Genomic DNA, 17,930 nt, shown 5'->3' on the forward strand with positions numbered 1-17,930 from the left:
GATGACCGGCCGGGAACGGGGTATCAACATATCTGGCGTTGATTTTTGGCACGCTGTTGAGTTCTCAAGGAACGGACGCTTCCTTTGTACTCACCCGAGCTACTCTCGGGCTTTCCTCCGGGCAGTTTCCCTTCGGTCTTGCTGTCTTGCGTTTCCGACTCTATCAGATCTTTTTCCGATCCGATTCCCTGTCGGGGGGATTTGCCTTTCGGCTGTCTTTTGGCCTCGCGGTTTCCCTTGCGGCCTTTCGACATTCACTACGTTAGCCGATTCCCTCGGCAACTCATAATTGAGTGGTGCGGGCTGAAATCAGGGCATGCCTGAATCGCCCCCGCTGAAGGGATGTCGTAGGTAGTGGGTTGGCCGCTCTCGGCTGCTGGCTGATCGCCGTAACCGGTTCAAGCGGCTCGGGCTACGTTACGGATCGCCCAGGGGCGAGTCAAGTTGAGCGCCGACGGGGGACGTGGGCCCGATAGGGGCTGACCGTCGGGTCGTTGGCGATCCAGAAGCGCCAGGGGTGGACGCCACCGTCTCCGGCGACTCCCGTACGGGGACCGTTGAGTACCTGGTCAGAGCTGACGGGGGTGCCGGGCAGGACGGTCAGGGGCGAGGCCTCGGACGCGCAGGCGTCCGTGCCGTCCAGGGCTCGGTCCACGTCCAGGGCCGTGGCCAGGCGGGCCGGTCCTTTGGCCAGTTCTTTGTCGTTTCGGGCCGAGATTCGACGTTTGCGGGCAAGTTCGACGCCCTCGGTGATCTCGCCGGCGCGCAGCAGGACCGCGCTCGCCCGGCCCTCCGGACCGCACACGAGGTTCATGCAGTGCCACATGCCATAGGTGAAGTAGACGTACACGTGTCCGGGTGGACCGAACATCACGTCGTTGCGGGCGGTGCGACCCCGATAGGCGTGCGAACCGGGGTCGTTCGCGCCGTCGTACGCCTCGACCTCCGTCAGGCGCAGTGCGATCGGCCCGTCCGGGGTGGAGCGGACGAGGACGCGCCCGAGGAGGTCCGGCGCCACCTCCAGTACGGGGCGGTCGAAGAACTCGCGGGCGAGGGGCGTACGGTCGGGGCTCGCGATCATGGCGTACGAGCGTAGTCCAGACGGGTGCGTGCCGACGGGTGGCGTGGTGGCGTCCTCCTTGGAAGGGTGAGGAACCGGGTGGACGCGGAACCGGGTGCCGTCGGTTTGCGTTTGTAGGGATCAAGGCTCCGCGCCACGCAGAGCGATCCACACCACAGAGAACACAGAACCACGCAGATGCGCAGGCTTCGGCCTGACGGGAGGAACAGACATGGGGTTCAAGCGGCTGCTCGCGAGCCTGGGAGCCGGTGGCGCTTCGGTCGAGACGGTGCTGACCGAGGTCAACGTCGTCCCGGGCGGTGTCGTCCAGGGTGAGGTGCGGATCCAGGGCGGCTCCGTGGACCAGCAGATCGAGGCGCTGTCCGTCGGGCTTCAGGCCAAGGTCGAGGTCGAGGGTCAGGACGCGGAGTACAAGCAGGACATCGAATTCACCAAGCAGCGGCTCGGCGGTGCCTTCGAGCTGAAGGCACAGGCCGTCCACGTGGTGCCGTTCGGACTGGAGATCCCGTGGGAGACGCCCGTCACCACCATCCAGGGGCAGACGCTGCCCGGGATGCACATCGGTGTGACCACCGAGCTGGAGATCGCGCGCGCGGTGGACTCCGGTGACCTGGACCCGATCAACGTGCACCCGCTCCCCGCGCAGCAGGCTCTGCTCGACGCCTTCATCCAGCTGGGCTTCCGCTTCAAGAACGCGGACATGGAGCGCGGCCACATCCGCGGGACCCGGCAGAAGCTGCCGTTCTACCAGGAGATCGAGTTCTACCCGCCGCAGCAGTACCACGGCCTGAACCAGGTCGAGTTGAGCTTCGTCGCCGACGAGCGCGAGATGGACGTCGTGCTGGAGATGGACAAGAAGCCGGGTCTGTTCAGCGAGGGCAGCGACTCGTTCCGTTCCTTCAAGGTGGGTCTGCACGACTACCAGAGCACGGACTGGGCGGCGTACCTCAACCAGTGGCTGTCCGAGGTCGGCAGCAAGCGCAGCTGGTTCTAGGCTCGGTACGAACGGAACCACACCTTCCCCGGATCCATCAGGAGGTACCGAGGTGACCGAGCCGAAGAGGCCGCCGCTCCCCCACGATTTCCACCCGGTCGTGCCGTCCTTCACGGTCGCGAGCGAGGACGTCGAGGCGGGTTCCACGCTCAAGGACGCTCAGGTCTACGCGGAGGGGAACACCTCTCCGCAGCTGCGCTGGGAGGGCTTCCCGCCGGAGACCAAGAGCTTCGCCGTGACGTGCTACGACCCGGACGCCCCCACGGGGAGCGGATTCTGGCACTGGGTCGTGTTCGACATCCCGGCGTCGGTGACGGAGTTGCCGACGGGTGCCGGCTCGGGGAAGTTCGAGGGCCTGCCCGAGGGCGCCGTCCAGGCGCGCAACGACTACGGGACGAAGGACTTCGGTGGGGCCGCCCCGCCGCCCGGCGATCCGGCCCACCGGTATGTGTTCACGGTGTACGCCGTGGACCAGGAGAAGCTCGGCCCGGATGCGGACGCCTCTCCGGCCGTGGTCGGGTTCAACCTGCGGTTCCACACGCTGGCCCGTGCGCAACTCATCGGTGAGTACGCCGCTGTGGCGGAAAAGTAACGAAGCCGGACGTTCATTGAACGTTTGCCCGTCTCTGGTCTTGGAAGTGATCAGAGACGGGCATTTTTTATTGCGTTGTCCATCTCGGCGTGCCCGGCCAGAGTTGATCCAAGCCCGCCGGGGGGTGGGCTGGCACAGGAGGTGGGCTGGGATGCGGGACACGCTGGTACTGAACGCGAGCTTCGAGCCGCTGTCGACGGTGACGCTCAACCGAGCCGTCGTGCTGGTGCTGCAGGACAAGGCCGTCGTCGAGCAGACCCATCCCGAGCTGCGCATGCGGGGAGCCGCGGTCGACATACCGGCGCCCCGGGTGATCAGACTCTGCCGCTATGTGCGGGTGCCGTTCCGAAGACAAGCGCCGTGGTCGAGGCGGGGGGTCCTCGTACGGGACAGGCACAGGTGCGCGTACTGCGGTCGTCGGGCGACGACCGTCGACCATGTGGTGCCGCGGTCGCGGGGCGGTGGTGACACCTGGCTGAACACGGTGGCCTCCTGCGCCGAGGACAATCACCGCAAGGCCGACCGGACTCCGGAGCAGGCGGGGATGCCGTTGCTGCGGCAGCCGTTCGAGCCGACTCCGGCGGATGCGATGCTGCTGTCCTTGGGCCACGATGACTTCGACGCGCTTCCTGCCTGGCTGTCGCAAGGCGCCGCGTAACGCCGTTGGGGTTCGTGTCGTTCGCGGGCTGCGGGTCCGTTGTGGCTGATCGCGCAGTTCCCCGCGCCCCTTAAAAGCAAAAGAACTGGGGCCCGCCTTCTTCTTCGAAGGCGGGCCCATCGTCGTGTGTGCTCAGTCGATCGCCGGCTTCTCACGGCGTTCGCCGTTGCCGTCGGTGGGGCGGGGGACGGTCGGGCCGCCGCCCAGGTTGCCGAAGTTGCCCATGGCTCCGGAGAGGCCCTTGAGGGCGTCGCCGATCTCGCTGGGGACGATCCAGAGCTTGTTGGCGTCGCCCTCGGCGATCTTCGGGAGCATCTGGAGGTACTGGTAGGACAGCAGCTTCTGGTCCGGGTCGCCGGCGTGGATGGCCTCGAAGACCGTACGCACGGCCTGGGCCTCGCCCTCGGCGCGCAGGGCGGCGGCCTTGGCCTCACCCTCGGCACGCAGGATCTGGGACTGCTTCTCACCCTCGGCGGTGAGGATGGCCGCCTGACGCGTACCTTCGGCGGTGAGGATCGCGGCGCGCTTGTCACGGTCGGCGCGCATCTGCTTCTCCATCGAGTCCTGGATGGAGGTGGGCGGCTCGATCGCCTTCAGCTCGACGCGGTTGACGCGGATGCCCCACTTGCCGGTCGCCTCGTCGAGGACGCCGCGCAGGGCCGCGTTGATCTCCTCGCGGGAGGTCAGGGTCCGCTCCAGGTCCATGCCACCGATGATGTTGCGCAGCGTGGTGACGGTGAGCTGCTCGATGGCCTGGATGTAGCTGGCGACCTCGTAGGTCGCGGCGCGGGCGTCGGTGACCTGGTAGTAGATGACCGTGTCGATGTTCACGACCAGGTTGTCCTGGGTGATCACCGGCTGCGGCGGGAACGGCACGACCTGTTCGCGGAGGTCGATGCGGTTGCGGATGGAGTCGATGAACGGGACCACGATGTTGAGGCCCGCGTTGAGTGTGCGCGTGTAGCGGCCGAACCGCTCGACGATGGCCGCACTGGCCTGTGGGATCACCTGGATGGTCTTGATCAGGGCGATGAAGACCAACACCACCAGAATGATCAGGACGATGATGATCGGTTCCATCGTTGCTCCCCGTGCCCTTCTCCGCCGTGGCGCTTCCTGAAGATCTTATGCCTGTTCGGACTGTTGAAGATCTTGCTGGTCGAGTCTGGCAGAACACCGCCTGCCGGGTGGGTCGTTCAGGCCATTGCGTCATCGCCTCGTGACCACGTCGTGCGAGGTCACATGACGATCGCCGTGGCTCCCTCGATCTCCACCACGTCCACTTCCTGACCCACCTCGAAGGCCTGGCCGGTGTCGAGCGCCCGGGCCGACCACACCTCGCCGCCCAGTTTGATACGGCCGCCCGCGCCGTCGACCCGTTCGAGGACGACGGCGTGTTTGCCCCGCAACGCGTCGATGCCGGTGGCGAGTTGCGGCCGCTGCGCTCTGTGCCGGGCCGCGATGGGCCGGACAACGGCGATGAGGGCGACGGAGACGATCGCGAAGACGACGACCTGGAGTACGACACCACCGCCCAGCCCCGCGACCACGGCGCCGGCGACCGCGCCCAGGGCGAGCATTCCCAACTCGGGCATCGCGGTCACGACGAGGGCGATCCCGAGCCCGGCCGCGCCGATCAGCCACCACACCCATGCGTCGATGCTGTCCACATCGGCAATGGTAGAACCGCGATCGGGCCGCCGAACAGAGCGCCCGGTCAATGATCGCGTACAAAGGCCGCCCAAGTCGGGTGCGCGCGGGCCGTGTTGCGGCCCTCGCGCGCCCGACGGACGGGAGATCGACAGGAGTTGGAGGTCAGGTGAGCGGCAGGCCGCGGGCGGTCCAGCGGTCGTCGAGCTGCTCGACGACGAGCGGGAGGCCGAAGCAGAGGGAGAGGTTGCGGGAGGTCAGCTCCAGCTCCAGCGGGCCCGCGGCGAGGACCTTGCCCTGACGGATCATCAGGACGTGGGTGAAGCCCGGGGGGATCTCCTCGACGTGGTGCGTGACCATGATCATGGAGGGGGCGATCGGGTCGCGGGCGAGGCGGCCGAGGCGGCGTACGAGGTCCTCGCGGCCGCCGAGGTCGAGGCCTGCGGCGGGCTCGTCGAGGAGCAGCAGCTCGGGGTCCGCCATGAGGGCGCGGGCGATGAGGGTGCGCTTGCGCTCGCCCTCGGAGAGCGTGCCGAACTTGCGGTCGACGTACTCGGTCATGCCGAGGCGGTCGAGGAAGGCGCGGGCGCGCAGCTCGTCGATCTCCTCGTAGTCCTCGTTCCAGGTGGCCGTCATGCCGTAGGCGGCGGTCAGCACGGTCTGCAGGACGGTCTGGCGCCGGGGGAGCTTCTCCGCCATGGCGATGCCGGCCATACCGATGCGGGGGCGCAGGTCGAAGACGTCGACCTTGCCGAGGGTGTCGCCGAGGATCGTGGCAGTGCCCTTGCTGGGGTAGAGGTAGCTGGACGCGATGTTCAGGAGGGTGGTCTTGCCGGCGCCGTTCGGGCCGAGGATGGCCCAGCGCTCGCCCTCCTTGACCGACCAGGAGACCTGGTCCACCAGAGCCCGGCCCTCGCGGACCACGGATACGTCCTCCAGCTCCAGAACATCGCTCATGAGCGCGCTGTCTCCCCTTGCAGTGTCGGCCTGACTCGGCTGTCGCGTACGCCTGTGGTTGGAGCCACCGCCGGGTGGGCGCAGCCCATGGGGAAATCTACGCCACCGGTCGGGCCGCCCATCGCCTCGGTCGTCCTTAGGGTGGGGGCATGCTCTCGGAACCACGCTCAGGACGCCTCGCCTCATGGGGAAATGCCCTTCTTGCCGGACTTGTCTCGCCGGATGACGCGGTGCTCGCGATCGTCGGGGACGACGCGGTGCACCGGGTGGAGGGACTGCCCGGCGAGTCGGGGCCCGTGGGACTGACGCTCGGACTGGGTCGGTTGCGGGCGCTCGGGGTGACGGGATTGCGGGTCGCGCTGCCGGCGCCGGGGCATCCGCTGGGGCTGAGCGGGCCGCCGGAGTTCAACAAGCGGGCGCTGGAGGCGGAGGAGGCGGTCGTCTGTCACGGGGGTGCGCTGGGGCTGGTCCCGGAGGTGTCCTCGGTCGGGCCGGCGGGCGACGAGCACGTCGAGGTCGTCTGGCACTGCCTGGAGGTGCGCGAGGCGCCGCCGGCCGATGTGCCGTCGCTCGGGGAGGCCGAGCGGGAGTTGGCGGAGGGGCTCCGGGAGGCGACGGAGGTGTTGTCGCGGCTGGACGTGGCGGCTTCGGGGCCGGTGGCGGAGGCGGCGATCGACGCGTACCGGGCTCGGGCGGAGCGGGGGCGGGAGGTGCTGGCGCCCGGGTATCCACCGCGTGCGGTACGGGTACTGGAGCTGGCGCAGCGCATCGGGCTGCTGATCTCCGTGGCGTTCGAGAACGGGCACGGCGGGGCGGTGAGCGCCTCGGAGATGGCCTCGCGGACGGCTGCGCTGCGGCCGGTGGAGCGGACGGCTCGGCGGGCGCAGGTGGCGGCGTACAACGCGTTCGTGGAGGAGCGGGAGCGGGGGCGGTAGGGGGCCAAGGGCACGCCTGGGCCTGGGTGCTGCGTTGCCCGGCGTCGGGGGCCAGGGGCGGGGCGCGGGCGGGCTGAGCACCTGGCGGTGTGTGGCCCGGCGGCTGCGGCTGGGCGGGCGGGGTCTCGCTCACCGGCGCTTGCCGGGTGCCGCATGCGCCCACCCGTGCCGCCCCTGGCGGCACGATTGCCCGCAGCTGGGACGGCCGGATGGTCGGCGCGGCCGAGCGCGGCCGTGCTCAGTGGTTGGCGGTGATGTTGCCGAAGGTCGGGTTGAGTGCGGCGATGAGGTTGGCGCTGAGGCCCGTGACGGTGACGGGGACGTCGACGGGGACCTGGACGTCCAGGCCGGAGGCGACGCCCGGGGAGCCCACGGCGGCGCTGTCGGCGACCGAGTCGGCGACGGCGGCACCGGACGAGGCGCCCGCGGCGAGACCGGCGGCGGTGACGGTCAGGGCGGCCTTCTTGGCGAAGTTCATGAACTGTGTTCCTCCTGCGTCGTACGTGTCCGGCCCAGCCGCGGGCCGTGCGCTGATCAACGCCCGGTGGCTCCGCGGTGGCACGCGCCGACGGCGGGAACGGCCCCTTCGGCGCATTGAGGCGATGGAACGACTACAGGACGAAACCTGACCGGCCCTCCAGGGGATGCCTGGAGGGCCGGTGGTCACTGGTGCTCCGGGGCGGGCACGTCAGTGGTTGACACCCAGGTTGCCGAAGGCCGGGTTCAGGATGCCGACGACGTTCACGCTGTTGCCGACCGCGTTCACGGGGATGTGGACCGGGGCCTGGATGACGTTGCCCGAGACGACGCCCGGCGAGCCGATGGCCTTGCCGTCGGCGTGCGCCCCGCCGTCGGTGGCGGAGGCCATACCGGCACCGGCGGCGACGAGGCCACCGGCCACCATCGTGACAGCGGCGGCCTTCTTCAGGTTCTTCACTTTGAGCCCTTCCTTGCGATCACTGCGGCGGTCGCACGCAGCACGCACTGAAGAACGCCGGGGGTTCCGGCAGGATGCGCCACCCGGGGGACATACACCCGACAGTATGAATCTCAGCCCGGAGGGGAACCCTCCGTGTTGCCGGACAATCCGCACATCATCCGGTCACACCATGGCGTACCGCCCAGAGGGCGGCCTGGGTCCGGTCCGCCAGGTCGAGCTTCATGAGGATGTTCGAGACATGGGTCTTCACCGTCTTCTCGGACAGCACCAGCGCTCGGGCTATCTCGCGGTTGGAGCGGCCGTCGGCGATCAGGCCGAGCACTTCGCGCTCCCGCTCCGTCAGCGAACCGCCTCTCCCCTGGCCGGAGTTGGCCTCCTCCTGGGACAGCAGGGCGTCGGCGACCTCCGGCTGGAGGAGGATGTGTCCGGCGTGCACCGAGCGGATGGCGCCGGCCAGGGCGTCGGGGTCCACGTCCTTGTAGACGTATCCGGCGGCGCCGGCGCGCAGGGCGGGGACGACCGTGCGCTGCTCGGTGAAGCTGGTGACGATGAGCACGCGCGCGGGGTTGTCGAGTTCGCGGAGTTTCCGCAGGGCCTCGACGCCGTCCATGCCGGGCATCTTGACGTCCATGAGGACGACGTCGGGCCGGAGCTCCTCGGCGCGGGCGACCCCTTCGGCGCCGTCGGCGGCCTCGCCCACGACCTCGATGTCGTCCTGCACCTCCAGGAAGGTGCGCAGACCTCGGCGGACCACCTGGTGGTCGTCGACGAGGAGCACCTTGATCGCGTCAGCCACCGGGGACCTCCATCTCGATGGTCGTGCCCTTGCCGGGCGCCGATTCCACGGCCAGCCGGCCTCCGACCCCGCTCGCCCGGTCGCGCATGGAGACCAGGCCGAGGTGGCGTCCCGCGCGGCGTACGGCCTGGGGGTCGAAGCCGTCGCCGTCGTCGGTGACCCGCAGGACGGCTCCGCCGCCGTGCCGGTCGAGCGTGACGTCGACCCGCTCGGCGCCCGAGTGCCGCAGGGCGTTGTGCAGGGCCTCCTGGGCGACGCGCAGCATGGCCTCCTCCTGGGCCGCGGGCAGCGCGCGGGTGCCCCGGCCGGAGAAGGTGACGCGGGCGCTGTGGGCACGGTCCAGGACGTGGACCTGGGTGCGCAGTGTGGCGACGAGGCCGTCCTCGTCGAGCCCGGCGGGGCGCAGTTCGACCACGGCGGCGCGCAGTTCGTCCGCCGCCTCGGCGGCGAGGGCGGCGACCTGCTGGAGTTCGCCCTTGGCACGTGAGGGGTCGCGGTCGACGAGGGCGGCGGCCGCCTGGGCGGTCAGGCGCAGCGAGAACAGCTTCTGGCTGACCGCGTCGTGGAGTTCGTGGGCGAGCCGGGAGCGCTCCTCGGCGATGGTCAGCTCGCGGCTGCGCTCGTAGAGGCGGGCGTTGGTGAGGGCGATGGCGGCGTGCTGGGCGAGGATCGACAGCAGGTCCTCGTCCTCCTCGGTGAAGCCGCAGCCACCGTCGGGTTTGGGGCAGCGCTTGTTGGCGAGGAAGAGGGCGCCGATGACCTCGTCGCCGTCGCGGATGGGCAGGCCCAGGAAGTCGATCAGGTCCGGGTGGGCGCTGGGCCAGCCCTCGAAGCGGGGGTCCTTGCGGACGTCGGCCAGGCGCTCGGGGGTGGCCTGGTGGAGCATCGCGGCGAGGATGCCGTGCTGGCGCGGGAGCGGGCCGATGGCCTTCCACTGGGCGTCGCTGACGCCGTCGACGACGAACTGGGCGAAGCCGCCGTGGTCGTCGGGGACGCCGAGCGCGGCGTACTCCGCGTCCAGCAGTTCACGCGCGGAGGCGACGATCGTCTTGAGGACGTCACGCACCTCCAGGTGCCTGCTCATGGCCAGCAGCGCGCTGCTCACCGCGGCGAGGCCGGACCGTGGACCTTGACTCATGACCTCACCGTACCGGCGGGTCCGACAGCGCGGATCGGACCGACGGAGGCTCCACCGGGTCCTCGGACCTAGGCCGGAGGCCTACGACCGGACCTAGGTCCGGGGCCGGTCCGGGGCCCACGGCCGTCCCGGGGACCGGCCCGGGGCCTAGGGCGAAGGGCCCCGGCGCTCTGCGGCCCGCGTACGAGGCGGCGGGGGCGGTCCCGTTCCTACGTTGGGATCACCGCCGCCCGGGTCGGGTGGCGTCCGAGGACGAGGGGACGGATGTCATGCCCGTAGCGATCATCACGGGGGCTTCGAAGGGGCTGGGCCGCGCGCTGGGCGCGGCGCTGGCGGAGCGCGGGTGGGATCTGGTGCTCGACGCCAGGACCGCCGGGGTGCTGAAGGAGGCGGCGGCGGAGCTGTCGGCGTACGGGACGCGGGTGGAGGCCCTGGCGGGGGACGTCACGGACGCCGGGCACCGGGCGGAGCTGGTGGCGGCCGCGCGGGGGCTGGGCGGGGTGGACCTGCTGGTGAACAACGCGAGCGCGCTGGGCGCCGAGCCGCTCGTACGGCTGGAGGAACTGCCGTTGGAAGGGCTGCGGCGGGCCCTGGAGGTCAATGTGGTCGCGGCGCTGGGGCTGGTCCAGGACGCGCTGCCGCTGCTGCGGGCCTCGGGCGCGGGTTCGGTGATCGCCGTCAGTTCGGACGCGGCGGCCGAGGCGTACGGGACGTGGGGCGGGTACGGGGCCTCGAAGGCGGCGCTGGACCAGTTGTCGGCGGTGCTGGCGGAGGAGGAGCCGGGGCTGCGGGTGTGGGCCGTCGATCCCGGGGACATGCGCACGGACCTGTACGCGGCGGCCGTGCCGGACGACGACGATCCGCGGCCGGAGCCGGCCGGCGTGGTGCCCGCCTTCCTGCGGTTGCTCGACGAGCGGCCGGCCAGTGGCCGCTACGCGGCGCCGTCCCTGATGGAGGGGCGATGACGACGGTGACGGTGCGGGTGCCGGAGGGACTGCACGCGCGCGTGCCCGCCGAGCAGCGCGGGCCGGGCCTCGACCGGGACGGCGTACGGCTGCTGGTCTCGCGGGGGACGGCGGTGTCGCACCACGCGTTCGCGGGGCTGCCGGGGCTGCTGACGGCCGGCGATCTGCTGGTGGTCAACACCTCGCCGACGCTGGCGGCGGCGGTGGACGGCAGGATCGGGGACGCGCGCGTGGTGGTGCATTTCTCCACGCGGGGTGACGACGGGCGGTGGGCGGTCGAGCTGCGGGATCTGGACGGGCGCGGCACCACGCGCGCGCGTGCGGGCGGTCCGGCGGGGACGGGGGTGTTGCTGCCCGGTGGCGTACGGCTGGTCCTGGAGGAGCCCCTGAGCGAGCGGGGGGACCGGTTGTGGTGGGCCCGGGTGTCCTCGTCGGCCGTGGCCGGGCTGCTGCGGGAGCACGGGCGGCCCATCCGTTACTCCTACACCGAGCGGGACCAGCCGCTGTCGGTGTACCAGACGGTGTTCGCGCTGCCGTCGCGGGACGGGGCGGGGAGTGCGGAGATGCCGAGTGCCGGGCGGCCGTTCACGGCTCGGCTGGTGGCGGAACTGGTGAGCCGGGGGGTGCAGTTCGCGCCGGTCTCGCTGCATACCGGGGTCGCTTCGGCGGAGGCGCACGAACCGCCGTATCCGGAGCGGTTCGCGGTGCCCGGGGCCTCGGCGCGGCTGATCAACGCGGCGCGGGCCGGTGGCGGGCGGGTCGTCGCGGTGGGGACGACGGCGGTGCGGGCCGTGGAGTCGGCGGCCGGGTCCGACGGTGTCGTACGGGCCCGGGAGGGCTGGACGGATCTGGTGGTGACGCCGGTGCGCGGGGTGCGGGTGGTGGACGGGCTGCTGACCGGGCTGCACGAGCCGGAGGCCTCGCATCTGCTGATGCTGGAGGCGGTGGCGGGTCGGGCGGCGATCGACCGTGCGTACGAGGCGGCGATCGCGGGGCGGTATCTGTGGCACGAGTTCGGGGACGTGCATCTGATCCTGCCCGGACCGCCGGAGCCTGGAGAAGCACCTCACGCAGAGCATTGCTGACGCAACTAGCCGTGAACAAACCGTCGGGGCGATGTGAGGCCTCCCATAGGGCCCACATCACGTACGAAGAAGCCTAGGAGATGCATACGGGCGGTATGAGCGGGAAGGACGGGGCGGTCTGTCCTATTTTGCCGGTTCCGGTGCAACTAAGTGACATCGTAGGTCACACCTTTGCCACCCGATTTTGCGGCCGCTAAGAATTGCTGCTGTCGCTCGACGCCGCGGGTCAAACCGCGGCGTTTGTGCTGGAAAAGCTGTGTCCCCCACCTGGCACGCAGAGCGACCTCCGCGCTATTCGAAGAGGTCCATCACTCATGCTCAAGAACGCCAAGATCCCCGGCCACAGTCTCGCGCTGACCAAGACCCACAAGCTCTCGTTCGCCGGCGTGGCCGCCTTCGGTGCCGCCGCCCTCGCGTTCTCGCTGGTGCCGGCCGAGGCTCAGACCGCCACGCAGACCGTGTCCGCGGCTCCGGCGGCGTTCAGCCAGAACCCGGCCCCGGCCGCGAAGGCCAGCGTCGTCGACCAGGCCGCCGACGCCGAGAAGAAGGCCGCCGCCGCTGCCGCGCAGAAGAAGGCCGCTCAGGAGCGCGCGAAGAAGGAGGCCGCGAGCCGGTCCGCCAAGCGCGCCGCCCAGATCAAGGCCGCCGCCGCGAAGTCGTACCCGGACAACCTCGACGGCTGGATCCGCGAGGCGCTCGACATCATGAAGAAGCACAAGATCCCGGGCACCTACAACGGCCTGCACAAGAACATCATGCGGGAGTCCTCGGGCAACCCGAACGCGATCAACAACTGGGACATCAACGCCCAGAACGGCGTCCCGTCGATCGGTCTGCTGCAGGTCATCAAGCCGACCTTCGACGCCTACCACGTCCCGGGCACGAAGAAGAGCCAGTACGACCCGGTCGCCAACCTCACGGCCGCCGCGAACTACGCCGCCGACCGCTACGGCTCGATCGACAACGTCAACAGCGCGTACTGAGGCCCGCGCGGGACCTCTGAGAACGTGGAAGGGCGGCACCCGGACCGGGTGCCGCCCCTCGTTCGTCAGTGCCCGTAGGTCACTTCCGCATGACCTCCGGCTCGTGGCGGCGCAAGAAGCGGGCCACGAGGAAGCCGCAGATCACACCCAGCACGATCAGGGCGATCATGTCGAGGCTGTAGGCGCCGACCGTGTGGTCCCACAGCGGGTCGGTGTCGCCGGCCTCCTTGGGCGGGCTGATGTTGTTGAAGTCCAGCGTGGCACCGGCGGCGGCGACCGCCCAGCGCGACGGCATCAGGTACGAGAACTCGTTGACGCCGGGGCTGCCGTGCAGGGCGAAGAGGCAGCCGGTGAAGACGACCTGGACGATCGCGAACATGACCAGTAGCGGCATCGTCTTCTCGGCGGTCTTCACCAGCGAGGAGATGACCAGGCCGAACATCATGGACGTGAAGCCGAGCCCCATGATCGGGATGGAGAGCTCCAGCATCACGGCGACCTTGCCCTCGCCGAAGATCAGCGCCTCGTCCGGGATCGTCCGGCTGGAGAAGCCGATCGCGCCGACCATGGCGCCCTGGAACACGGTCACCGCGCCGAGCACGATCACCTTGGACATCAGGTACGCCGAGCGCGACAGGCCGGTGGCCCGCTCCCGCTCGTAGATCACCCGTTCCTTGATCAGCTCTCGGACGGAGTTGGCGGCGCCCGCGAAGCACGCGCCCACCGCGAGGATCAGCAGCACCGTGGTGGCCGTGCCGTTCGGGATGGGCAGGTTCGTCGCCGGGTTGATCTTTCTGACCAGCAGGTCCTTGTCCGGGTCGATGAGCAGGCTCACCGCGCCGAGGACGGCCGGCAGGATCACCGTCAGCGCCAGGAAGCCCTTGTCCGAGGCGATGACGGAGACATAGCGCCGGACCAGGGTGCCGAGCTGGGAGAACCAGCCCTGCGGCTTCGGCGGACGCATCGACTGCGGCGGCGGCATGTGCACCGACTGCGGTGCGACGGCGTCGATGTCCGCGGCGTACATCTGGTAGTGCTGCGAGCCCTTCCAGCGGCCCGCCCAGTCGTAGTCGCGGTAGTTCTCGAAGGCGGAGAAGACGTCGGCCCAGGTCTCGTAGCCGAAGAAGTTCAGGGCCTCCTCGGGCGGACCGAAGTACGCCACCGAGCCGCCCGGGGCCATCACCAGCAGCTTGTCGCAGATCGCCAGCTCGGCGACGGAGTGGGTGACCACCAGGACCGTGCGGCCGTCGTCGGCGAGGCCGCGCAGCAGCTGCATGACGTCGCGGTCCATGCCCGGGTCGAGGCCGGAGGTCGGCTCGTCCAGGAAGATCAGCGACGGCTTGGTCAGCAGCTCCAGGGCGACCGAGACGCGCTTGCGCTGGCCGCCGGAGAGGGAGGTGACCTTCTTGTCCTTGTGGATGTCGAGCTTGAGCTCGCGCAGCACCTCGTCGATGCGGGCGTCGCGCTCGGCGGCCGTGGTGTCGGCCGGGAAGCGCAGCTTGGCCGCGTACTTGAGGGCCTTCTTGACGGTCAGCTCCTTGTGCAGGATGTCGTCCTGCGGGACCAGACCGATGCGCTGCCGCAGCTCGGCGAACTGCTTGTACAGGTTCCGGTTGTCGTAGAGGACGTCGCCCTGGTTGGCCGGGCGGTAGCCCGTGAGCGCCTTCAGCAGGGTCGACTTGCCGGAGCCCGAGGGGCCGATGACCGCGATGAGCGACTTCTCCGGGACACCGAAGGAGACGTCCTTCAGGATCTGCTTGCCGCCGTCGACGGTGACCGTCAGATGGCGCGCGGAGAAGGAGACGTCACCGGTGTCGACGAACTCTTCCAGGCGGTCGCCGACGATACGGAACGTCGAGTGGCCGACGCCGACGATGTCGTTCGGGCCGAGGAGGGCCGAGCCGCCCTTGGCGATCGGCATACCGTTGACGAACGTGCCGTTGTGCGAGCCGAGGTCACGGATCTCGAAGCGCCCGTCGGGCGTCGCGTGGAACTCGGCGTGGTGGCGCGAGACCTGGAGGTCGGAGACCACCAGTTCGTTCTCCAGGGCACGACCGATGCGCATGACACGGCCGAGCGCCAGCTGGTGGAACGTGGTCGGGCTGCGGTCGCCGTAGACCGGCGGCGCCCCCGCGCCACCACCGGGGCCCTGCTGCGGGAAGCCCTGCTGGTGCGGGACCTGCGCCGCCTGCGGCTGCTGCCAGCCCGCCTGCGGGGCCTGCTGCTGCGGGCTCTGCTGGCCGGCGTATCCGGCGCTCGCGCCCTGCGCCGCGTACGGCTGCTGCTGTGCGACGGACGCGGCGGTACCGGAGAGGCTGAGTCTCGGTCCGTCGGTCGCGTTGCCGAGGTGCACGGCCGAGCCGGGGCCGATCTCCAACTGATGGATCCGCTGCCCCTGCACGAAGGTGCCGTTGGTGCTGCCGTGGTCCTCGATCACCCAACTACGGCCGCCGAAGCTGATCGTGGCGTGACGCCAGGACACCCTGGCGTCGTCGAACACGATGTCCCCCTGCGGATCACGTCCGAGGGTGTATGCCCTGGACGGATCGAGCGTCCAGGTTTGTCCGTTCAATTCCAGTACGAGTTCCGGCACTCCATGCCCCACTGAGTTGTCCCCCGAATTACCCCCAACACAGGGAGTCTAGGGATGTCGAACATCGGGGGGAACTATTTCAGGCTCGACCCCCTGACCGAAAGTCGGGCCTTGTGAAGAGAACGTACGGGGGCATCCGCCCGTCCCGTTGACGGGGTTGAAACCGGGCCGGAGAGTGGTAATCCCACGCGAGGGGGACATCAGCGGTGCAACACCGCGATGCGGATCGGGGGGTCCGACCATGAGCGACCGGAATGCCGACCGTGTCGGCCGCGTGCCGTGGGGCGAGGTGGTGGTCTCCGCGATCGCCGCCGTGAGCTGGGCGTTGATCGGCATGGCGGGTGTGGCCGCGCTCGGTCTGCATCTGCTGGAGGCCGACACCGCGGGCGAACTCGGGCCCATGACGGCGGCTGTAGTGGCGCTCGGGGCGGGTGGGTCGGTGACTCCGTCGGGCGATGTGTCCGTGATGGGCCTGGAAGGGGCCGAGGCGACCACCGCCATCGAGATCACGCCACTGGGTGTCAGCCTCGTGGGTGCGCTCCTGCTGGCCTGGTTCTTCCTGCGCTCCTTGCGCGGCGCGGGAGTTGTCGTGCGGCCCGGGGAACTCCTCGCGCGCGCGGGCTCGGTGCTCGTGCTGTTCGTGGCGGCGATGGGCGGGCTGTCCTGGGCGGGGAACGCCGTGGTCACCCTCGACGGCGGCTCACTCGGCATCGAGGAGCGGTTGCCGGGCGGCGGCGACCTCGGGGACGTCGAGATCCCCGGGCTCGGCGACCTCGGCGGCGGTCTGCTGCCGGACCGGCTGGGCGACCTCGCCGACGCCGACGCCCGGGTCGGCTTCACCGTCGACGCCGTGCCGACCGTGCTCGGCGGCCTGACCTGGTGCCTCGGCGTGCTGCTCATCGCCCTGCTGGCCTCGCGCCGCGCTCCCCTGCCGCCCGGATTCGAGGCGGTGCACCGGGTCGTACGGCCGGCCGTGTCCGCGATGGTCACCGTGCTTCTGGTGGCGGTCCTGGCCGGGCTCGCGGCGGCCGTGTACGCGGCGATCGGCGACCCGAACCCCCGGCGGATCGCCGGCGCGGCCCTCCTCGGCGCGCCGAACGGGGTCTGGCTGGGCGTCCCCCTCGGCCTCCTCGTCCCCTGGGACGGCAGGGCGACCGGGGCGCTGGCCGACCTCCTGCCCGACCCGCTCGACGAACTGCTGCGCGTCGACGCGGGCGAGTCCGTCACGCTGGGCCGCCTGGCCGAACTCGACGACCGCGTCTGGCTGTTGGGCCTCGCCGCCGCGCTGATGATGCTGTACGCGGGGGTCCTGACCGCCGTGCGTACGCCGTTCGTACGGGGGTCGGCTGCCGCTGTTGCCGGGGGTGCGTCCGGTGCGGATGTACGGGGCGGGAGCGTGCTCGGCTTCATCGGTCACTGCGCGCTTCGGCTCGGGCTCGCGACGGCGGTGGCACTGCCGCTGCTCGTGTGGGCGACGGAGGTGTCGGTGGACGCGTCGCTGGCCGTGTTCGGCATCGACGCGTTCGACGCGGGGGTGGAGCTGCGGGGGCGGGCGGCGACGGCGGCGCTGCTGGGCGCGCTGTGGGGCGCGGGGGCGGGGGCGGCCGGGGCACTGCTGGCCTGCGCGACACGGGCGGCCGGGCTGCGGGCGTCGCCGGCGGCGCGGGGGGACGGGGGTGGCCGCGGGACGCCGGCGCCCCCCGCGCCCCACGAGGCGGCGCCCACCGGGCCGTACACACCGCACACGCCGTACCGGCCGCCGAACCCGGACACGAATCCGTATCTGCGACTGCCGGGGGCTGATGAGTTGCGGGGGATTCGGGGGGCGCAGGGGGCGCGGGGGGCTGGGGGGTCAGGAGCAGCTGGGGGATCTGGAGGGGCCGGGCCCGGTGGAGGGGCTGGGCGAGGTGGAGGTGGGTCTGGGGCGTCCGGCGGCTCCAGCGGCCAGGGGGCGCAGGGGGTGCCTGATGTGTATGGGGCGCCGACGGTGGTGCGGCGGTTCACGCAGCCGCCTCGGCGACCGGGGCAACGGCCGGGGACGGGGGCGGGCTCGGGCTCGGGGGCTGGATCAGGAGGGTCGGGGGCAGGGTCGGGGGCTGGCGCCTGGCCCTCACCGCCGCCGCCACCGGAGGAGAGGCCACCGCCGCCACCGCCTCCTCCCCCGCCGCCACGGGGGCCGCGAGGGCGGTGAGGGGCGCCGAGGGGGCGACGTCGGTCGAGCCGCCCAGGCAGGGCGTAGGGCGCCGTAGGGAGGCTTCTCAGGGCCGGTGGTGAGGCCCAGTGGGGCATCTCTCGGGCCCGGTGGTGGAGACCGAGGGCTGCTTGACGGGGCCGGTGGTGCCAGCCCGGAGGCCGGCCTCAGGGGCCGGTGGTGGAGCCCGCAGGCCGGCCTCTGAAGCCCCGCCGATCAGACCGGCCCCCTCGATGCGAGGGGGCCGAGCCGCGCCAGGTCAGCGCCGAGCCATGAGTGGCCCACCCGAATGGCGCTCTCGGGCCGAAGCGGGGCCCACCCGGGCCGGCCCCCGCGCTGCGGCGCCGACCTCCGGGCACGGTCTGCGTGCGA

General features: G+C 70.8%; 17 protein-coding genes. 8 read left to right on the top strand and 9 right to left on the bottom strand.

What is annotated here, in order from left to right; all coding sequences use genetic code 11:
* Positions 1-439: 439 nt before the first annotated feature.
* Positions 440-1,081 carry a DNA-3-methyladenine glycosylase gene (locus HW837_RS15075; protein ID WP_045560777.1) on the bottom strand — a complete coding sequence of 214 codons (642 nt, stop codon included), beginning with the start codon at positions 1,079-1,081 and terminating at the stop codon, positions 440-442.
* Positions 1,082-1,292: 211 nt separating this feature from the next.
* On the opposite strand from HW837_RS15075, the gene HW837_RS15080 reads away from it, so the two are divergent.
* The 3 genes from HW837_RS15080 to HW837_RS15090 all read left to right on the top strand — a co-directional run bounded on the left by HW837_RS15080 (position 1,293) and on the right by HW837_RS15090 (position 3,325).
* Positions 1,293-2,075: a sporulation protein gene (locus tag HW837_RS15080; protein ID WP_045560778.1), complete on the top strand. Its 783-nt coding sequence runs from the start codon at positions 1,293-1,295 to the stop codon at positions 2,073-2,075.
* A 52-nt stretch (positions 2,076-2,127) separates the two neighbouring features.
* A complete protein-coding gene (locus tag HW837_RS15085; protein ID WP_045560779.1) occupies positions 2,128-2,667 on the top strand; it encodes a YbhB/YbcL family Raf kinase inhibitor-like protein in 540 nt (179 codons plus the stop codon).
* A gap of 151 nt (positions 2,668-2,818) precedes the next feature.
* Positions 2,819-3,325, top strand: a complete 507-nt coding sequence (locus HW837_RS15090; RefSeq protein ID WP_033529234.1) for an HNH endonuclease — start codon at positions 2,819-2,821, stop codon at positions 3,323-3,325.
* 132 nt (positions 3,326-3,457) lie between these two features.
* On the opposite strand, the gene HW837_RS15095 is transcribed toward HW837_RS15090, so the two are convergent.
* From HW837_RS15095 to HW837_RS15105, 3 genes are all read right to left on the bottom strand, one after another.
* A complete protein-coding gene (locus HW837_RS15095) occupies positions 3,458-4,405 on the bottom strand; it encodes an SPFH domain-containing protein (protein WP_033529233.1) in 948 nt (315 codons plus the stop codon).
* Positions 4,406-4,563: 158 nt separating this feature from the next.
* Entirely contained in the window at positions 4,564-4,995 is a 432-nt protein-coding gene (locus HW837_RS15100; RefSeq protein ID WP_045560780.1) for an NfeD family protein, read from the bottom strand.
* A gap of 145 nt (positions 4,996-5,140) precedes the next feature.
* On the bottom strand, positions 5,141-5,932 hold the full coding sequence (locus tag HW837_RS15105) for an ABC transporter ATP-binding protein (protein WP_045560781.1): 792 nt from the start codon (positions 5,930-5,932) through the stop codon (positions 5,141-5,143).
* A 149-nt stretch (positions 5,933-6,081) separates the two neighbouring features.
* Here HW837_RS15105 and HW837_RS15110 point away from each other — a divergent pair, with 149 nt between their 5' ends.
* A complete protein-coding gene (locus HW837_RS15110; protein WP_045560782.1) occupies positions 6,082-6,867 on the top strand; it encodes a hypothetical protein in 786 nt (261 codons plus the stop codon).
* Positions 6,868-7,105: 238 nt separating this feature from the next.
* Here the strand turns inward: HW837_RS15110 and HW837_RS15115 are convergent, their stop codons facing one another.
* The 4 genes from HW837_RS15115 to HW837_RS15130 form a co-directional block, all read right to left on the bottom strand.
* Positions 7,106-7,345 carry a chaplin family protein gene (locus HW837_RS15115; protein ID WP_193382203.1) on the bottom strand — a complete coding sequence of 80 codons (240 nt, stop codon included), beginning with the start codon at positions 7,343-7,345 and terminating at the stop codon, positions 7,106-7,108.
* Positions 7,346-7,555: 210 nt separating this feature from the next.
* Positions 7,556-7,804: a chaplin ChpE gene (chpE, locus tag HW837_RS15120; RefSeq protein ID WP_033529228.1), complete on the bottom strand. Its 249-nt coding sequence runs from the start codon at positions 7,802-7,804 to the stop codon at positions 7,556-7,558.
* Between the two features lie 157 nt (positions 7,805-7,961).
* A complete protein-coding gene (locus HW837_RS15125; protein WP_093788510.1) occupies positions 7,962-8,603 on the bottom strand; it encodes a response regulator in 642 nt (213 codons plus the stop codon).
* Entirely contained in the window at positions 8,596-9,741 is a 1,146-nt protein-coding gene (locus HW837_RS15130; protein ID WP_045560785.1) for a GAF domain-containing sensor histidine kinase, read from the bottom strand. Before HW837_RS15130 ends, HW837_RS15125 begins: the two co-directional genes overlap by 8 nt.
* Positions 9,742-10,010: 269 nt before the next feature.
* On the opposite strand from HW837_RS15130, the gene HW837_RS15135 reads away from it, so the two are divergent.
* From HW837_RS15135 to HW837_RS15145, 3 genes are all read left to right on the top strand, one after another.
* On the top strand, positions 10,011-10,706 hold the full coding sequence (locus tag HW837_RS15135) for an SDR family NAD(P)-dependent oxidoreductase (protein WP_193382202.1): 696 nt from the start codon (positions 10,011-10,013) through the stop codon (positions 10,704-10,706).
* Positions 10,703-11,791, top strand: coding sequence for an S-adenosylmethionine:tRNA ribosyltransferase-isomerase (locus HW837_RS15140; RefSeq protein ID WP_193382201.1), 1,089 nt, complete (start codon positions 10,703-10,705; stop codon positions 11,789-11,791). The genes HW837_RS15135 and HW837_RS15140 overlap by 4 nt, the downstream gene beginning before the upstream one ends.
* Before the next feature lie 314 nt (positions 11,792-12,105).
* Positions 12,106-12,774 (top strand): transglycosylase SLT domain-containing protein, encoded by a 669-nt coding sequence (locus HW837_RS15145; RefSeq protein ID WP_045560787.1) that lies wholly within the window; start codon positions 12,106-12,108, stop codon positions 12,772-12,774.
* A 79-nt stretch (positions 12,775-12,853) separates the two neighbouring features.
* On the opposite strand, the gene HW837_RS15150 is transcribed toward HW837_RS15145, so the two are convergent.
* Positions 12,854-15,367 (bottom strand): ABC transporter ATP-binding protein/permease, encoded by a 2,514-nt coding sequence (locus tag HW837_RS15150; RefSeq protein WP_193382200.1) that lies wholly within the window; start codon positions 15,365-15,367, stop codon positions 12,854-12,856.
* A gap of 241 nt (positions 15,368-15,608) precedes the next feature.
* Here HW837_RS15150 and HW837_RS15155 point away from each other — a divergent pair, with 241 nt between their 5' ends.
* The gene (locus HW837_RS15155) at positions 15,609-17,558 is read left to right on the top strand and encodes a streptophobe family protein (protein ID WP_193382473.1); all 1,950 of its coding nucleotides are present in this window, start codon (positions 15,609-15,611) and stop codon (positions 17,556-17,558) included.
* Positions 17,559-17,930 lie beyond the last annotated feature (372 nt).

The sequence above is a fragment of the Streptomyces caniscabiei genome (assembly GCF_014930365.1).
GTDB classification, from domain to species: domain Bacteria; phylum Actinomycetota; class Actinomycetes; order Streptomycetales; family Streptomycetaceae; genus Streptomyces; species Streptomyces caniscabiei.